Annotated in this window: 15 protein-coding genes, 1 tRNA gene and 1 pseudogene; 8 read left to right on the top strand and 9 right to left on the bottom strand. The window is 71.1% G+C overall.

Annotated elements, in window-relative coordinates; genetic code table 11:
- Positions 1–21: 21 nt before the first annotated feature.
- Positions 22–1,293 carry an ABC transporter substrate-binding protein gene (locus FF36_RS14670; RefSeq protein WP_044885626.1) on the bottom strand — a complete coding sequence of 424 codons (1,272 nt, stop codon included), beginning with the start codon at positions 1,291–1,293 and terminating at the stop codon, positions 22–24.
- 71 nt (positions 1,294–1,364) lie between these two features.
- Entirely contained in the window at positions 1,365–2,711 is a 1,347-nt protein-coding gene (locus FF36_RS14665) for an ABC transporter ATP-binding protein (protein ID WP_044885625.1), read from the bottom strand.
- A 277-nt stretch (positions 2,712–2,988) separates the two neighbouring features.
- On the opposite strand from FF36_RS14665, the gene FF36_RS14660 reads away from it, so the two are divergent.
- The 3 genes and pseudogenes from FF36_RS14660 to FF36_RS14650 all read left to right on the top strand — a co-directional run bounded on the left by FF36_RS14660 (position 2,989) and on the right by FF36_RS14650 (position 5,631).
- Positions 2,989–3,891, top strand: a complete 903-nt coding sequence (locus FF36_RS14660) for a maleylpyruvate isomerase family mycothiol-dependent enzyme (protein WP_052681129.1) — start codon at positions 2,989–2,991, stop codon at positions 3,889–3,891.
- Positions 3,892–4,058: 167 nt separating this feature from the next.
- Positions 4,059–5,102: pseudogene (locus FF36_RS14655) on the top strand (ParA family protein); the annotation flags it as partial.
- A gap of 456 nt (positions 5,103–5,558) precedes the next feature.
- Positions 5,559–5,631, top strand: a tRNA-Ala gene (locus FF36_RS14650).
- Positions 5,632–5,979: 348 nt separating this feature from the next.
- Here the strand turns inward: FF36_RS14650 and acpP are convergent.
- The 3 genes from acpP to FF36_RS14635 form a co-directional block, all read right to left on the bottom strand.
- Positions 5,980–6,207, bottom strand: a 228-nt coding sequence (acpP, locus tag FF36_RS14645; RefSeq protein ID WP_242422509.1) for an acyl carrier protein, incomplete at its 3' end; no start/stop codon positions are given.
- Between the two features lie 685 nt (positions 6,208–6,892).
- Positions 6,893–7,303: a DUF5615 family PIN-like protein gene (locus tag FF36_RS32795; RefSeq protein WP_082121917.1), complete on the bottom strand. Its 411-nt coding sequence runs from the start codon at positions 7,301–7,303 to the stop codon at positions 6,893–6,895.
- Entirely contained in the window at positions 7,300–7,539 is a 240-nt protein-coding gene (locus tag FF36_RS14635) for a DUF433 domain-containing protein (RefSeq protein ID WP_044885621.1), read from the bottom strand. The genes FF36_RS32795 and FF36_RS14635 overlap by 4 nt, the downstream gene beginning before the upstream one ends.
- A 44-nt stretch (positions 7,540–7,583) precedes the next feature.
- On the opposite strand from FF36_RS14635, the gene FF36_RS40835 reads away from it, so the two are divergent.
- Positions 7,584–8,066 (top strand): HIT family protein, encoded by a 483-nt coding sequence (locus FF36_RS40835; protein ID WP_422615090.1) that lies wholly within the window; start codon positions 7,584–7,586, stop codon positions 8,064–8,066.
- 57 nt (positions 8,067–8,123) lie between these two features.
- On the opposite strand, the gene FF36_RS14630 is transcribed toward FF36_RS40835, so the two are convergent.
- A complete protein-coding gene (locus FF36_RS14630) occupies positions 8,124–9,467 on the bottom strand; it encodes a Dyp-type peroxidase (protein WP_044885670.1) in 1,344 nt (447 codons plus the stop codon).
- Positions 9,468–10,304: 837 nt separating this feature from the next.
- Here FF36_RS14630 and FF36_RS14625 point away from each other — a divergent pair.
- The 3 genes from FF36_RS14625 to FF36_RS14615 all read left to right on the top strand — a co-directional run bounded on the left by FF36_RS14625 (position 10,305) and on the right by FF36_RS14615 (position 11,802).
- Positions 10,305–10,538: a hypothetical protein gene (locus FF36_RS14625; protein WP_044885620.1), complete on the top strand. Its 234-nt coding sequence runs from the start codon at positions 10,305–10,307 to the stop codon at positions 10,536–10,538.
- The gene (locus FF36_RS14620; RefSeq protein WP_044885619.1) at positions 10,535–10,948 is read left to right on the top strand and encodes a PIN domain-containing protein; all 414 of its coding nucleotides are present in this window, start codon (positions 10,535–10,537) and stop codon (positions 10,946–10,948) included. Before FF36_RS14625 ends, FF36_RS14620 begins: the two co-directional genes overlap by 4 nt.
- 449 nt (positions 10,949–11,397) lie before the next feature.
- Positions 11,398–11,802 (top strand): MerR family transcriptional regulator, encoded by a 405-nt coding sequence (locus tag FF36_RS14615; RefSeq protein WP_044885618.1) that lies wholly within the window; start codon positions 11,398–11,400, stop codon positions 11,800–11,802.
- On the opposite strand, the gene FF36_RS14610 is transcribed toward FF36_RS14615, so the two are convergent.
- Positions 11,764–12,732, bottom strand: coding sequence for an MFS transporter (locus FF36_RS14610; RefSeq protein ID WP_236705311.1), 969 nt, complete (start codon positions 12,730–12,732; stop codon positions 11,764–11,766). The genes FF36_RS14615 and FF36_RS14610 overlap by 39 nt on opposite strands.
- A 487-nt stretch (positions 12,733–13,219) precedes the next feature.
- On the opposite strand from FF36_RS14610, the gene FF36_RS14605 reads away from it, so the two are divergent.
- On the top strand, positions 13,220–13,876 hold the full coding sequence (locus FF36_RS14605) for a nucleoside/nucleotide kinase family protein (RefSeq protein ID WP_044885669.1): 657 nt from the start codon (positions 13,220–13,222) through the stop codon (positions 13,874–13,876).
- Positions 13,877–13,972: 96 nt separating this feature from the next.
- Here FF36_RS14605 and FF36_RS14600 read toward each other — a convergent pair whose 3' ends face one another.
- A complete protein-coding gene (locus FF36_RS14600) occupies positions 13,973–14,560 on the bottom strand; it encodes a class I SAM-dependent methyltransferase (RefSeq protein ID WP_044885617.1) in 588 nt (195 codons plus the stop codon).
- A 138-nt stretch (positions 14,561–14,698) separates the two neighbouring features.
- Positions 14,699–15,250: a TetR/AcrR family transcriptional regulator gene (locus FF36_RS14595; RefSeq protein ID WP_236705310.1), complete on the bottom strand. Its 552-nt coding sequence runs from the start codon at positions 15,248–15,250 to the stop codon at positions 14,699–14,701.
- Positions 15,251–15,265 lie beyond the last annotated feature (15 nt).

Below are 15,265 nucleotides of genomic sequence, written 5' to 3'. Positions count from 1 at the left end.
CGCCCGTGCCGACGGTGGCCGTCACGACTGGTAGACCGGCTGGAAGATGCGGTTCCACACGGTCTCCTCGGCGGTGGTCAGCACCCGGAACCGGCTGACCCGGGAGAGCTCGTCCGCGGTCGGGAACAGCAGGGTGGATTTCGCCAGATCCGCCGGGACGTGCTCGGCGGCCTTCGGCACCGGCGTGATGTAGTTGATGTACTCGGTGAGCATTCCGGCGATCTCGGGCCGGTAGACGAAGTCCATGTAGGAGATGGCATCCACCGGGTGCGGCGCGGTCTTCGGGATGCACATGTTGTCCGTCCACAGCAGACCACCCTCGGCCGGCACCACGAACTTCAGGTTCGTGCCGGTGGCGATCTGCTGGTAGACGTCGCCGGACCAGGCCATCGAGATCCACAGGTCCCCGCCGGCCAGGGCGTCGATGTAGGACTGGTCGTAGTACTTGCGGACAATTCCGTCCCGGCGCTGCGCGGTGAGCTTCGCGGCGGCCTTCTTCCAGTCGTCCGGGGTGGATTTCGCCGGATCGACGCCGATGCCGAGCAGAGCGAGGTTCGGCAGATCCTGGTTGTCACCGAACATGCCGACCTTGCCGGCGAACTTCGGGTCGAACAGGTCGTTGTAGCTGGTGATCTCGCGGCCGGTCTTCGCCGGGTTGTAGGCGATTCCGGTGAGCCCGGACTGCCAGGGGATCGTGAAGGCGTTGCCCGGGTCGTACGTCGGGTTCTTCACGCTCGGCGAGGCGTTCGCGGCGAACGTCGGCAGCCTGGCGTGATCGAGCGGCGCGAGGTAGCCGAGCTGCATCACCCGGCTCAGCGTGATGCCGTTGGTGAGCACCATCAGGTCGTAGCCGATCGACCTGCCGGCGGCCAGCGTCGGTCGGATCTGCGCGAAGAACGACTCGTTGTCCTGGATCACCTCCCGGTAGGTGACCTTGATGCCGGTCTCCTTCGTGAAGATGTCCAGCGACGGATGGTCGGCGTCGGTGGAGCCGACGTCCATGTACAGCGGCCAGTTCGCGAAGTCGAGGGTGCCGGCCTTCGTCCGGTCCTTCCAGAACGACGCGGCATCCGCGCCTGCGGAGTCCTTCTTCTCGCCGCTGACGCCGCAGGCGGCGAGAAACGCCGCCCCACCGGCCAGCCCTGCGAACCGCAGCAGACCGCGGCGGCCGAACCGGGCCTGCGTCAGGCCGCGCAGCATCGCGGGGTCCGCAAGCGCCGCGGCGTGCAGATCACCGCCGCTTCGGTGGTTGCCGGAGCGGCCGGTGTCGCCGGGGGTGTCGGGCTGCGTCACGGTGCGCGTTCCTCCGCATCGGGGCAGGCCCGGCCGGTATGCCTGCCGGGCCCGCGTGCTGGTCTGCGCTGTCAGTGGGAGACCCGGTAGGCCACCGGGTCCGTCGAGGTCCCTGCCGCCGGGTCGACCGCCTCGGCCGGGTCGACCGAGGCGGGCAGGGCAACCGCCTCGGGCAGGGCAACCGCCGCAGGCAGGGCAATCGCCTCGGGCTGGTCATCGGCCTCGGGCAGGTCAACCGACTCAGGCAGGACGTAGGAGTGTTCCGGCAGCCAGGACAGCCAGATCTCGTCCCCGCGTTCGGCGATGTTGCTGGCGCCGGTCGAGTTCTGCCAGAACACGGTGATCTCGTTGCCGCCGTGGGTGGCGACCGTGTACGTCGTGTAGGTGCCGAGGTAGACGACCTCGACGATCCGGCCGCGCAGCGCGCAGCCTGGCCCGTCCGGACGGGTCGCCGACATCTCGATCTTCTCCGGGCGGACGGTCAGCTCGACCTGGTCCCCGGCGCGCAGCGGGCCCGTCTGCGGGTGCAGCGGGGCGCTGAGCCGCTCCTCGACGCCGGCGTCGAGGACGACCGTGGGGCGCCCGTCCGGGCCAGCCGCGTCGACCGCGCGCACGGTGCGGCGCAGCAGGTTCGACGTGCCGATGAACCCGGCGACGAAGCGGGTCCGGGGCCGCTCGTAGATGTCGCGCGGCGAGGCGAGCTGCTCGACCCGGCCGCCGTTCATCACCGCGATCCGGTCGGACATCGTCAACGCCTCGCCCTGGTCGTGCGTGACGTAGACGAAGGTGATGCCCACCTCGCGCTGGATGGCCTTGAGCTGGATCTGCATGGTCTGGCGCAGTTTGAGGTCGAGGGCGCCCAGCGGCTCGTCGAGCAGCAGCGCCGCCGGCCGGTTGACCAGCGCGCGGGCCAGTGCCACCCGCTGCTGCTGGCCGCCGGAGAGCTCCCGCGGCCGCCGGTCGGCCAACTCCGACAGCTCGACGAGGTCGAGCATCGACCCGACCCGCTCGCGCAGCTCACGGCCCTTCACCCCGCGCCGGCGCAGGCCGAACGCCACATTGCCGGCCACGTCCAGGTGCGGGAACAGGGCGTAGCTCTGGAAGACGAGGTTGACGTCCCGGCGGTTCGGTGGCACCGCGGTGACGTCGCGGCCCTGCAGCAGGATGCGACCGCGGGTCGGTTCCTCGAAGCCGGCGATCATCCGCAGGGTCGTCGATTTGCCGCACCCCGACGGCCCGAGCAGCGAGAAGAACTCGCCCGACCTGATCTCAAGATCGACGCGGCTGACCGCCGGCACCGCCCGGCCGCGGGACTGGTAGTCCTTGGCCACCCCGACCAGCTCGATCGCCGCCGGCACCCCGGTCGCGGCGTCGCGGATGTCGGCGTCGCCGGTCACGGTGTCGCCGGTCGCCGTCACGTCGTCACCACGGGCATCGCTCAGCTCGCATCCGCCCTCGGCCTCCGTCTGTCGCCCATCCCGACACCGCAATGACCTGACGGCGCTGTCCAGTCGGGTTCGACCCTCCCAGCAGCCTCGCGGGACAGCAAGGGATCGGGCGGTAAAGAGTCTGTGTCGCGACTGATTCAATTGTGATCTTGATATGAAGCCGGGCTTTCCTGCGATGTTCGGACCATCGTCACGGGAATGGCGTTTCGCCTGGCGTATCGCCGCCCGCAGGGGGCACGGTGGGAGCATGGCTGCCCCGTCATCTCCCCGACCATCCGTCCTCGGTGTGCCCGAGGCCGACGCCGACGCGGCTGCCGACCGTGAGTTCGGCCCGGTTCTCGGCGGCGTGGGCCCCGACCCGGGGCCGGCGCAGGAGTCCGGCATCGAGTCGTCGGCGTCGTCCGCGGCCTGGTCCGCCGGCCCCGACTACCTGCCCTCCGTGGTGCCGCACGACCGCCTGGCCGGCTGCGCCGCCGCCCACCGTCGGCTGCTGGACCTGGTGGAGCGGGTGGACGACGACGCGCTGCGCCGCCCGTCGGGGCTGCCCGGGTGGACTGTCGCCCACCTGCTCACCCACCTGGCTCGTAACGCCGAGGGCCACAGCGGGATGGTCGAGGCCGCGACCGGGGGCGACGTTCGCGACCAGTACCCGGGCGGTCAGGAGCAGCGCGACGGTGACATCGCCGCCGGCCGCGACCTGCCCGCCGCCACCGTGCGGGCCGAGGTCGCCGCCGCCGTCGTGCGGTTGGAGCGGGCCTGGGACGCCGTCCACGTCGACGTCTGGCGCACCGGCTTCGGCCGGGTCAGCACGTACGGCGTGACGACCCTCGCCGATCTGGTCTTCCTGCGGTGGCGGGAGACCGAGATCCACCTCGTCGATCTTGCTCTCACCGACCTCGGTGGCCCCCGCTGGGCGGATCTGAGCCCCGCCTACGTCGAGGTCGAATGGGCCTGGGCCGTGCGGGGCCTGCCGGCGCGGCTGCCGGCGGAGGTGACCGTCCTGCTCGCACCGGGCGACCGGCCGTCGACCGCGGTCGGGCGGGGGGATGAGCTGGTCGTCGTCGACGTCCCGACCATCCCCGCGCTGGCCTGGCTGACCGGCCGCGACCCGGGCCGTCCCGAGTGGCCCGCGCTCGGCCCCTGGTGGTGACCGGCGGGAGCCCGCCGCCGAGAGGCGACCGCCCGGGGNAGGAGTCTCCCGCTCACGCCCGTGAATCGGGCAGGCGAGAGAATGCCCGGCGTGTCGGACAACAGGGACAACCGGGGTGAGGCCACACAGGGCGGGCGGCGGGACCACGGGCGCGATCGGATCCGCGCATGATCACGATGGCGCTGTTCAACAACAAGGGTGGCGTCGGTAAGACGACCCTGGCCTACCACCTGGCGCACATGCTTCAGCGGATGGGCCACCGCGTGCTCGCCGTCGACCTCGACCCGCAGGCGAACCTGACCGCGCAGTTTCTCGACGAGGACGAGCTGACCCGGCTCTGGGCGGAACCGGAGGACACCGCGTCGTCGGCGCCGAAGCCCGTCGAGTTCGACGTGCGTCCCGCGCGGGTCTTCCCCGGCACGGGGACGATGGCCACCGCCATCGCGCCGATCATGGAGGGCATCGGGGACATCGAGCTGCCCGACCCGGTGATGATCGAGGACGGACTGTGGCTGCTGCCCGGGGACGTCGAGCTGAGTGTCTTCGAGGACCGGCTGTCCGCCGCCTGGCCGAACAGCTTCCTCGGCAAGGACATCGCCGCGCTGCGGACGACGACGGCGCTGCACCGGGTCATCGACAACGGCGCCCGGAGCGTCGGCGCGGAGATCGTGCTCATCGACGTCGGTCCGAACCTCGGCGCCATCAACCGCGCGTCGCTGCTGTCCGCCGATACGGTGCTCATGCCGCTGGCCGCCGACCTGTTCTCGCTGCGCGGACTGCGCAACCTCGGTCCCACGCTGCGGGAATGGCGTTCGACCTGGCAGGGCACCGTGCTGCCGAAGGTGCCGGAGCGGATCCCGGCGCCCCGCGGCCTGATGATGCCGATCGGGTACATCGTCATGCAGCCGCCCGCCCGCGCCGACCGCCCGGCCAAGGCCCATGACCGCTGGCTCGACCGCATCCCCGAGGTCTTCGCGACCTCGGTGCTCACCAGCGGCAACCCCGGCCCGCACGACCGTTCCTTCGAGATCGCGACCCTGCGCCACTACGCCAACCTGATCCCGCTGGCCCACGACGCCCGCAAGCCCATGTTCGAGCTGCGCGCCGGCGACGGCGCCCTCGGCGGCACCCAGACCGCCGTCCGCCGCTGCTACTCCGACTTCCGCGACCTCGCCGTCAAGGTCCGCGAACGCCTCGCCTTCATCGACCCCNCCCTCCGCCGCTCCTGACCCGCCGGCCACCGCGACCCGGCCCGCACTGCGGTGACCCGGCTGGGTTACCGCGACGTGGAGTCGCTCCGACCACAGCCCCCCGAGGGTCAGCGAGGAGTTATCCACAGGTCTCCTCGGTGACCTCCAGCGGTTAGCGCGGGAGTTGTCCGCAGGACAGGCGTCACAGCCCCGCGAAGGGCAGCGTGAAAGTTATCCACAGGACCCGTGCCGCGACTCTCGGAGGGCAGCGTCGGAGTTATCCACAGCGGCGGGAGCCGCGCCACCCTGCTCCCGGGCAGGCACCGAATCGGTCGGACAACGCCCCGGGAGCAGGTGCTGACGCGCCGGCCTCCCACCCTGGTGAAGGTCCGAGATGGTCTCGATGCCGTAAGCTAGGGGGCGCTTCACCGAGCGGCGCCCGCCTCCGGGCGGCGCGGCCCGGCCGAGGCAGGTCCAGGGGGCGTAGCTCAATTGGCAGAGCACTGCCTTTGCAAGGCAGGGGTTCGGGGTTCAAGTCCCCGCGTCTCCACGCGCTGATTCCTCGTGTTCGCTGCCCTTCGGGCAGCTTCCCACCAGCCGTGATGCTGGCCGGGGGGACGGCCCCCCGAACCCCCCGGATGTGGCGTGGCAGCTACCTAAGATCGTTATGTAGCCAGTTCTGTAGCCAAACGGCGAAGGCCCCGTACGAGTACGGGGCCTCCATTGCTACCGCACGGCTGGGCGGGACAGGACGAACACCAGGATCACGATCCAGACGATGACCCGGATGATTCGTTCCTGCCGCAGGCGGCAGCAGGATCTCCTCCATCAGGTCCGAGTAGCCGTCGTCCCACGGCGCGCAGATCGCGTGGACAGCCCGGCAGCGTGCCTACCGCCNGCGCGCGTTGATCCAGTCGATGGCATCCTGCACGGTGTTGATCTCCTCGGCGTCCTCGTCGGAGATACCGATGGAGAACTCCTCTTCCAGGGCCACGCCCAACTCGACAAGGTCCAGGGAGTCCGCTCCCAGGTCCTCGACGAATGACGCGTTGTTCGTCACCTCTTCCGGTTTGACGTTCAGCTGCTCCACGACCACGTTCTTGACGCGCTCCTCGACGGTGGACACTCCGCGGCCTCCTGCTCCGACGTGCATGGGAACGGACACGACCCGCATGTTCTCTGATCGGTCCACGCAGCGAGCTCCGTCGCCCACCCCTGATGAGTGATGCTCGCCACGTGGGCTCTGTCCCGTCTGGCGCCATGCCCGCCCGGCCGCGGGTAGCAGCGCCTGTAACAACGGGCGCGTCGTCGGCGGACGACCATGTATGCCGACGTACACCGCGACCTGCGAACAAGCCGACGCAGCAAGGAGCGGAGCTCGCCTTCCAGGCACCGGGCCGAACCCGGGGCAGGACGCGGACTCGTGTAGCCAACTGTGTAGCCAAGCCGGCGGACGTCTACGGACGGCGGTGGTCGATGGCGGTGGAGACGGCCAAGGAGAAGCGGGTGCAGTGAACCGCCATGGACGCCAGCGAACGGAGCGGACCGACTTTGCAAGGCAGGGGTTCGGGGTTCAAGTCCCCGCGTCTCCACGCGCCGGATTCGGCTGTTCGCTGCCCTTCGGGCAGCTTCCGGTTGACCGTGCTGTCTGCCCGGGGGACGACCCCCTCAGACCCCCGATGTGGCGTGACGGCTTCTTAAGATCGTGATGTGGCCGAGTGCGTGGCCAGACAGGTCAGCTTGAGCTTCGATCTCGGTGCGAACCGCGTCTACTTCGTCCTTCGAGGCGAGGAAGGCCCCCTGAACCAATCTCACCGGACCCTTCTGCGACTCTGCCGGGTTCCGGCTGCAAAGGAGTGCCGGGCAGTCTGTCGGCGGATCCGGAGCAGGCCGTTATGCGCCACGGACACGGCTCCAATAAGATCGTTTAGGTCGTGATTTGTGACGAGATCTTCGGCGGCCGCGATCGCGGCACGTGCGGACTGATCGTCAAGCCGGAAGACCGCGATTCCGCTGTGCGACCCAGGCGGATAAGCACGGATGTTCCCGAAGCCACGGTCGAGGGTGAACACCATGCGGTTCTCGTCGACCGCAGCCGCGAGTACCTCAGGATCGGAGCGGCCTGCCAGGCCCTCGGCGCACACGGTGTCGGCGTCGATCCCGTGCTTGGCAAGCCTTTCAGCGAGTGAGACAGGTAGGCCCTTGTCGAGCTTGACACTCACGGGACAGTATGAAGCGGCACGAGATCCTCCCGGGCCAGGCGCGCGCCGTACGCAGCGGCGGCCCGGATCCCTGCCACGGTCAGTGACGGGTACTCCGTGACAATCTCCTCACCCGACATGCCGTCGGCGAGGCAGTCGAGCACGACGCTCACGGGCACCCGGGTCCCCCGGATGTAAGCCTGCCCATGGCCGACCGAGGGGTCGACCACGACGAGCGCCAGGAGTTCGTCCGCCATGCCTCCCAGTATGGGCCCTGATTCCAGCGCTGGCCGCCCGTCACGTGATCCAGAACGTGGCATGGTTGACGGCTCGAGGCGCACGCCAACCGCCAGCGGCCTTCACCAAGATCACTGCATGGCTGTCCCGGGCCGTCCCGAGCGCCGAGTCTGCCGAGACCCGTGACTGTGCCCGATCCGTCGGCCAAGGCGGCGATGGTGTGGGAAGTTCGGCGGGTAGACGCGAAGGCGGAGCCGTGCATTTTCTGCGCAATCGTGCGGGGGGCGGCGCCGGCGTGGATTGTCGACGAGGACCGCTGGACAATGTCGTTCCTCGACATCACGCCGGCGGGCAGGAGGTCTTTCACCTGCATGTCCACCTTGTACCCCGCTACACAGGTGACCAGCTTGTCCAACGGTGGCCTGCGGACCGGGCGAGCCCGGCGGACCTGGCCAGGACCTGGGAGTCACTGCGTCCGTCAGGCCACGGCCAGCACGACCAACACGGCCAGCACGACCAGGACGACCGGCAACCGGATCATGGCTGACCGCCACGCTCGCCACGACGATCTGCCAGCGGCGCACCCCCTCGGGACGGGACCGGTTCAGGCGTCCTCGAGCAGGGCTTGGGCGAGGTAGCCGCCCGGGCTGGGTATGGGTGGGACCGCGAACAGGGCGCTGGAGGTGTGGCGGGTGAAGGCGTTCAGCGCGTCGGACGCGGCCATCGTCCGCTGGATCGGGACGAAGGCCGTCCGCGGATCGGCCTGGTAGGCCGCGAAGAACAGGCCCGCGTCCCGGGCGCCCGTCGGATCCAACCCGTCGTCGTAGGAGTAGCTGCGCCGGTACAGGACGGCACCTCCGTTCACCGGCGGGCTCGACACCCGGACGTGGGCGTCGGCGGCGATGGCGAATTGGCCGTCGGCACGGCGGACATTGATGTCCGGCACGGTGAACGCCGTGCCGCCGGGGCCGGCCGACAGCGGGACGCCGTCGGACTCCCGCCGGCCGATCACCTCGTCCCGGTCCGACTCGTCGAGTCGTTCCCAGGCGTCGAACAGCATCCGGATGCGCCGGCAGACCAGGTAGCTGCCGCCGCGCATCCACGCGGGCTCCCCCGAGGCCCAGACGGCCTGATCGAACTGGGGTGTGCCCGGCTGTGGGTTGCCCATCCCGTCGAGCTGCCCCATCAGGTTGCGGTGTGTGCCCGGGGGGTCCGCCGAGTCGGGATCGGTGGGCAGGAATCCCCACTGCTCCCAGCGGGCGGTCGCGAACGGCGCGGCGAGCGCACCCATCCGGGCTGCGGCCGCCACGGCCGCCGCCGGATCGGTGGCGCACACCTGCACCCCGAGGTCCCCGCCGCTGCGGGCCGGGTCGAGCTGATCGCCGGGCATCGCCGGAATGTCGGTGAGCTCCCCGGGAACCCGCCCGTCGAGGCCTGCGCGGCGCAGCGCCGACGCGCCGAGCCCGACGGTGACGGTCAGCCCCGCCCTGCCGTCGCCCCTCGCCTCCGGGTCGCCGCCGTCCGGCGCCGGCACGGTCGTCAACGCCGCCGCGCCGGATGTCCACGCGCGCAGCACCGCCGCGAGCGACGAGCGCGCCGTGTCGGGATCGGCAGCGGTCAGGTCGTAGGCGGTGAAGACCAGCCAATCCGGGGGAGGGTCGGCGATCCCGGGCTGGTGGCGGGCGTCGTCGGCGGCCAGGGCGGTGCCGACCCCGCGGCCGGGCAGTCCCCTCGGGGCGAGAGCGCCGCCGATGATGCCGGCGCCGCCGAGCAGTCCCGCGTTGCCGATCAGCCGCGCGGTGCTGAACAGCCGCGCAGCGCCGAGCAACCCGGCGGTGCCGAGCACGCCGCGCCGGTGCGGATCCCGCGACTCGGGGGACTGCCCGGCGACCCGCTCGGGGGGCCGATCCGCCGGCCGCCGGAAGGCGGCCGGAGCCCGGCCCTCCACCAGCACGTCATCGGATAGTCGAACTGCGTCATCGTGGCCTTGCGCCGCGTCCGCCGGATGCATGGGCATCATGTGACCAGTAACAGAAAGCGATGACACGTAACCGACGGTCTGCATCGCTCGTGTCGCCGGACATCCGGCTCAGGGACGGACCTCATGGACGCGCCGCGCCGCGCCACGGTCGAGGACGGGCATCGCGCGCCAGTGAGCACGAGTCAGCCTTCGCGCCGTGGAACGCGCGATCTTCTCCTACGCCGCCGGCACGCCCAAGGTCGGCGTACCAGTCCCACGGCAACCGCCCCCACCGGCCATTCTCGGGAGTAACAAGGGATCGGCGGCCCAGGCCACGTCGAAGGACCTCGGGCAGGCATTGCCCCGCCAGGTGCCGGCCGGCCCTCAGGAGGAGGCGGCTCCGACCGGAATCGGTTCGATGAAGAGATCCCGATGACGAGTCGTACTACGCCGACCCGGGCGCGATCCCGCGCGGAGGAGCGGACGAGCCGGGAATGCGTGACGGAAGAGGTGCCTGGTGGGTAGCTTTCTCCTCCCGCCGGGTGCCAGCCTCTTCGGACTGGCGTTTGTTCTGTTCGGTGACTCCCGCACCCTGGTGACGGCGGTCAGCAGTCGACCGAAGAAGGCTCGCCACTGGGCCGCGAAGAAAGCGGCGGACCGGGTCGCGGCGGTGGTCGATCACCTCGACGGGCCTGGTCACCCGCTTCCCGTCGCGGAACTGGTCTCGCGTGACGCTCGACGCCGGCAGGTCACCTTACGCGCGATAGTCCTGGTTGCTCCGCCCTACCTGATCGGAACTCTCGGCTTCCTTGGTACTCGATCACGATGCCTCGGGACGTCGCGGAGGCCGCCCGTGCCCGCAGCGGCCCCTCGGGGCTGTCCGCCTACGTCGCCGCGGCTGTCGCCCGCCAGATCGAACGGGACAACCTCAACGAGCTCATCTCGGTCGCCGAGGCCGACCATGGGCCGATCGGTGAGGAGGAGATCCAGGCCAGGCGGGACATCCTGCTGCAGGCCCGCCGCCAGCAGCAGCGTCCGTCCGATCCGCACGCGGCGTGACCCGTCCGGCCGCGGTGCCGGGCGGCACCCTGGTCCTGGACAGCGAGGGGCTCGCCAAGGCCGTCCAGCGGGACCGCGACGTCACCGGATGGCTGGCGCTCGCCCGCGCCGACGACATGCGGGTGGTCACCAGCGCGGCGACCCTCGTCGAGGTGGTCCATCCGCGGATCAGGCGTCCCGCGCTGGAGTGGACGCTGTCTCGGCTCGTCGTCGAGCCCGTCACCGAACCGTTGGCCCGGCACGCGTCCGCCCTGCTGGGCGAGGCCGGTCTGCACGGCCACCGGCACGCGATCGAGGCGATGGTCTGCGCGACCGCGCTGGCCGCCCCCGGCCCGGTCGCGGTGCTCACGTCGGATCCCGACGATCTCATGGTGTTGTGCGGCGGGCGGGTCACCGTCATCAAGATCTGATGGTCGACGACTACCTGTCTCCTCGGAGCTGAAAAATCTGTACCCGCGGCAGTAGACATCGGGCGCTGCCCCGGGTAGAGTTCTTCTCGTAGCCAAGAGAGTCCATGGTCGCGCCAGACAGGAACTGGCGCGAGCGGGACGGCAGCCAAGGTGGGCTGTCGAGCACGATCACGCACGATCAGAAACACCCGGCCATAGAACGAACGAGGAGAGAGAGGAGCAGACGCCATCAGGATCGCCGGAGCGGCGCTCTAGGTCGCTCGGCTACCGCAGGCCCCAGATTGGAAGGTGGTCCCCGGTCACGCATATGCGATCCCCGCGTCCCCGCCCGTCCCGGGCGGCCTCGCGGATACAGAGATCCGGCGTACCTCGCCGGTAGATGGTGTTGACCCTCGGGACCCTGGTGCCATGCGGCACCGGGGTCCCTCGATGTGTGCTCAAGAGGCGCGATGACCCCTGGAACCACCCGCAAACCGACTGACAGCCTCGACGACGACGACTACCCCGCCTACACCATGGGCCGCGCGGCCGACATGCTCGGCACCACCCCCGCGTTCCTGCGGGCCCTCGGCGAAGCCGGCCTGATCACTCCCCTGCGTTCGGACGGCGGCCACCGCCGCTACTCCCGCCACCAACTCCGCCTCGCCGGGCGCGTCCGCGAACTCGTCGACGGGGGCACCGCGATCGATGCCGCCTGTCGCATCGTCCTGCTCGAAGACCAACTCGCCGAAGCCCGGCAGCTCAACGAGCAGCTACGCCACCAGGCCACCGGACCGCCAGCCATCGAACCCTCGGCCTCATCACCTGCGGTCTCGTCACCCCCGGCCTCGTCGGTGTCGGGCGGTGGTGAGTAGGCCAGCGAGGGCGAGCAGCATCCAGTCCGTGAGATAGCCGAAGGCGGCGGTGGGGGAGACCACGGTCCACAGGACGCCGGCGACGGTGCTGGCGGCGAGGTTGCCCAGCGACTGGACGGTGGCGAGCAGGCCGAACGCCGAGCCACGCAGATCGGTGGGGGCGAGGGCGGCGACGGCGGCGTGCTGGGCGGTCTCGACGGCCCCGATCCCGAGGCCGGCGAGCAGGAACGGCGCCGCCAGCAGCGCGACCCCGGTGATGTCGGTGGCGAGCAGGCCGTAGGCGCCGGCGAACGCGGCGACGCCGACGGCGAACACGCGGACCGGGCCGCGCTCGCCGAGCCGGTCGGCGAGATGCCCGGCGGGAACCGAGGCCAGCGTCGCGGCGACGTTGTAGCCGACGTACAGCCCGAGGGCCAGGGTGGTCGCGGTGTCGTGGCCGTGGGCGGGGGTCAGCTCCTCGGTGGCCCGCAGGATCAGCAGGGTCGCGGCGACATTGCCGATCTCGAAGGCGGCCACGGCGCCCAGCAGCCGGCCGAGGTCACCGTGTACCAGCGGGCGCACGACGACACGCAGTGGCGCCCGGTCCCGCGCGGCCGGGCGGGCGGTGCGGCGGATGGCGTAGACGATCGCGGCCGCGGCCAGCAGGCCGGGGATCACCGACAGGCCGATCGCCCACGTGGTGCCGAGCCAGGCGACGAGACCGAGGGCGAGCAGCGGGCCGACGATCGCGCCGAGGTTGTCCATCATCCGTTCGAACCCGTAGGCCCGTCCGTAGGCCGTCGCCGGGACGAGGTCGGCGAGCAGGGCGTTGCGGGCCGGCACCCGCAGGCCGCGGGCGGTCCAGGCGGCGGCGCGCAGGATCCCCACCTGCCACACGGCCGTCGCTCCCGCGGTGGCCGCGCCGAGCAACGGCGGTGGTGGTGTAACCACCCACGGCCACCCGGCGCCGCCGGGCCGGATCGTCCGCGAGCGCGCCGCCGGTGAATCGTCCCGCCCCCGCCAGCGCATCGGCGACCCCTTCGATCGCCCCGAGTGCCGCCGCGGGTGCGCCGAGGGTCCCGGTGAGCAGCGAGGGCAGCAGCGCGGTCGGGATCTCGTGGCCGACATCGGCGAGGAAGCTGGCCGCGCCGATGCCCCGCACCCCGGGCGAGAGCCATCCCGCCCGAGCGACGTCGCCATCCTCGGCCGGCTCCACGGTCGGACTGGTCGGCGGTGTGATGGTCACCAGGGCCATGGTCCGGGTACGGATCGATCATTGTCTCGGAATTCCGACGAAGAGTGACGAGCGGCACCTCCCCGATAGCCGCCGTCAAAGTCCGTCGAAACGTTCCGGTCGGGGCGGCCTGAGTAGCCTGCGGGTATGGGCGGCAATGGTTTTTCCGTCGGCCGGGATGCCGAGATCGCGGCGGCCCGGGTCATGGTTGTACACACCCTTGCCGAGTGGATTGTCGCCCGGTGCCGAGAGTGGGTCGTGCGGGTCGCCGTCGACGGTCCGGACGCGGCCGGCAAGACGACTCTGGCCGACGAGCTGGCCGAGCGGATCGGCGGCCGAGGGCGGCCCGTCATCCGCGCCGGCGTGGATGCGTTTCACCGGCCGCGGGCGGAACGTCGTCGGCGCGGTGAACTTTCACCCCACGGGTATTTTCTGGATGCCTTCGACTACGGCGCGCTGCGGCGCCTGCTACTCGATCCGCTCGGCCCGGGCGGCGACCGGTGGTATCGGACCGCAGCGTTTGACCTGCGGGCGGAGTCGGCGGTCGACACGCCCGCCGACCTGGCACCGGCCGATGCGGTGCTGCTCGTCGACGGGGTCTTCCTGCTGCGCCGGGAGCTGCGCGAGCACTGGGACGTGAGCATCTTTTTCGGCATCAGCCCCGGCGAATCGCTGCGCCGGGCGCTGCTGCGCGACGTCGACCTCTTCGGCTCCCCGGCCGCGGTCCGGGAGCGTTACGAGGCCCGCTATCTGCCGGCTCAGGAGATGTACCGCCGGAATGCCGCCCCGCACGAGCGCGCGCACTTTCTGCTCGACAACACCGACCCCGCCAACCCGCGCATCCTGCGCTCGCCGGCCTGAATCCCGAACAGCTCACCGCGACCGGGCGCGACATCTGTCTACCGGACGCTCCTGCCATCAGGACGCGCCTCGCCCGCGACCGAAGGGGATTGCTGCTCAGCGAGCGGGGCGATCGGCGGTAATGACCACCAGGTCGCGGTGCTGCCAGGTGACCGCGGTGTCGAAACCGGCCTGGTGAAGCCAGTCGAGCTGGTCGGGCAACGGGCTCGGTTTGTCGTGGACGCCGTCGATGGGAGTGACGACGTCCCCGGGGTCGTCCGGTACGACCACATCCGCGAGCACGAAGCGGCCGCTCGGCGGCAGGATCGCGGCGATCCGGCGGAACAGGTCGGCCTTTCCGGGCCCGTCGAGATGATGGACGGCCAGCGCCGAGATCACCAGGTCGAACGGGCCGGCGGGGAGCGGCTCCTCGAGCCGGCCGACGCGTAGGTCCGCGGGTGGCAGACGGGGGCGGGCGGCGTCGAGCATCGCCGGGCTCTCGTCGAGCGCGACGAGAGCGGCGTCCGGATGGACGCCGAGCACGCGCCCGCTGGTCTCGCCCGTGCCCACCCCGAGATCGAGCAGGCGCGTCACCCGCCGGCCCGCCGTCGCCGCCGCCACCTCGTCCTGGAGCCGTTCGTAGTGCGGCACCTCGGCGACCACCATGGCTCGGTAGGTCCCGGGGTCGAAGTGATACTGCGACATCCCTCCCTTGTACGCCGTCGGGCGCGACGAGACAGCCGGATTGCCCACCCCGCGACGAGACGATGGCGACGGCGAGGCCGAGGCCGAGAACGAGGCCGAGAACCAGGCCGAAGCCGGCGGCGGACGGCCGCGGGCGCCTCAGCCCGCGGCGGGAGGCTGAAGGATGCGCAGGGCGGTGTGGAGGATCTCGGCGCGGTCCGCGGGATCGAGGACGCCGTCGTTGAGGGCGAGCGCGGCCATGGTGGCGTGCTTGACCGCGGCGAAGGCGGCGTGCGCGCGCAGGACGGCGCCGCGGTCGGCGTCGGGGCCGGCCAGCGCGGCGATCACCTGCTTGGTCATCCGCTCGATGGTGCGGGGCAGCCGCTTGTCGACGACCGCCAGCACGCTCGGATCCCGGTCGATGAGCGCGGCCAGCTCGCGGGAGTCCGCGGCGAGGTCGATGAACGCGCAGAGCAGCTCCGCCGGGGCGGGCGGCCCGGTGTCGAGGTACTCGATGATCCGCTGGTAGGCCGCCAGCGGTTCGGTGAGCAGGCCGTAGAGGATCGCCGCCTTGGACGGGAAGTGGTAGTACAGCGCGGCTGTCGTGGTGCCCAGCTCGCGGGCGATGTCGGCGTTGGTCGTGCCGGTGTAGCCATGACGGGCGAACAGCTCGCGGGCGATCGCGAGAATCCGGTCCCTGGTCTGGCTCACGGCCCCCAGGCTACT

The sequence above is a fragment of the Frankia torreyi genome (genome assembly GCF_000948395.1).
Classification (GTDB): Bacteria; Actinomycetota; Actinomycetes; order Frankiales; family Frankiaceae; genus Frankia; species Frankia torreyi.
Note: the sequence above shows the minus strand (reverse complement) of the source record. Positions and strands in the feature narration are given on the sequence as shown.

Excerpts from the sequence above, each read along its gene's own strand:
- FF36_RS14615 (WP_044885618.1), top strand. The coding sequence starts at position 11,398 with ATGACCCCTGGAACCACCCGCAAACCGACTGACAGCCTCGACGACGAC.
- FF36_RS14660 (WP_052681129.1), top strand. The coding sequence starts at position 2,989 with ATGGCTGCCCCGTCATCTCCCCGACCATCCGTCCTCGGTGTGCCCGAG.
- FF36_RS14600 (WP_044885617.1), bottom strand. The coding sequence starts at position 14,560 with ATGTCGCAGTATCACTTCGACCCCGGGACCTACCGAGCCATGGTGGTC.
- FF36_RS14605 (WP_044885669.1), top strand. The coding sequence starts at position 13,220 with ATGGTTGTACACACCCTTGCCGAGTGGATTGTCGCCCGGTGCCGAGAG.
- FF36_RS14625 (WP_044885620.1), top strand. The coding sequence starts at position 10,305 with ATGCCTCGGGACGTCGCGGAGGCCGCCCGTGCCCGCAGCGGCCCCTCG.
- FF36_RS14635 (WP_044885621.1), bottom strand. The coding sequence starts at position 7,539 with ATGGCGGACGAACTCCTGGCGCTCGTCGTGGTCGACCCCTCGGTCGGC.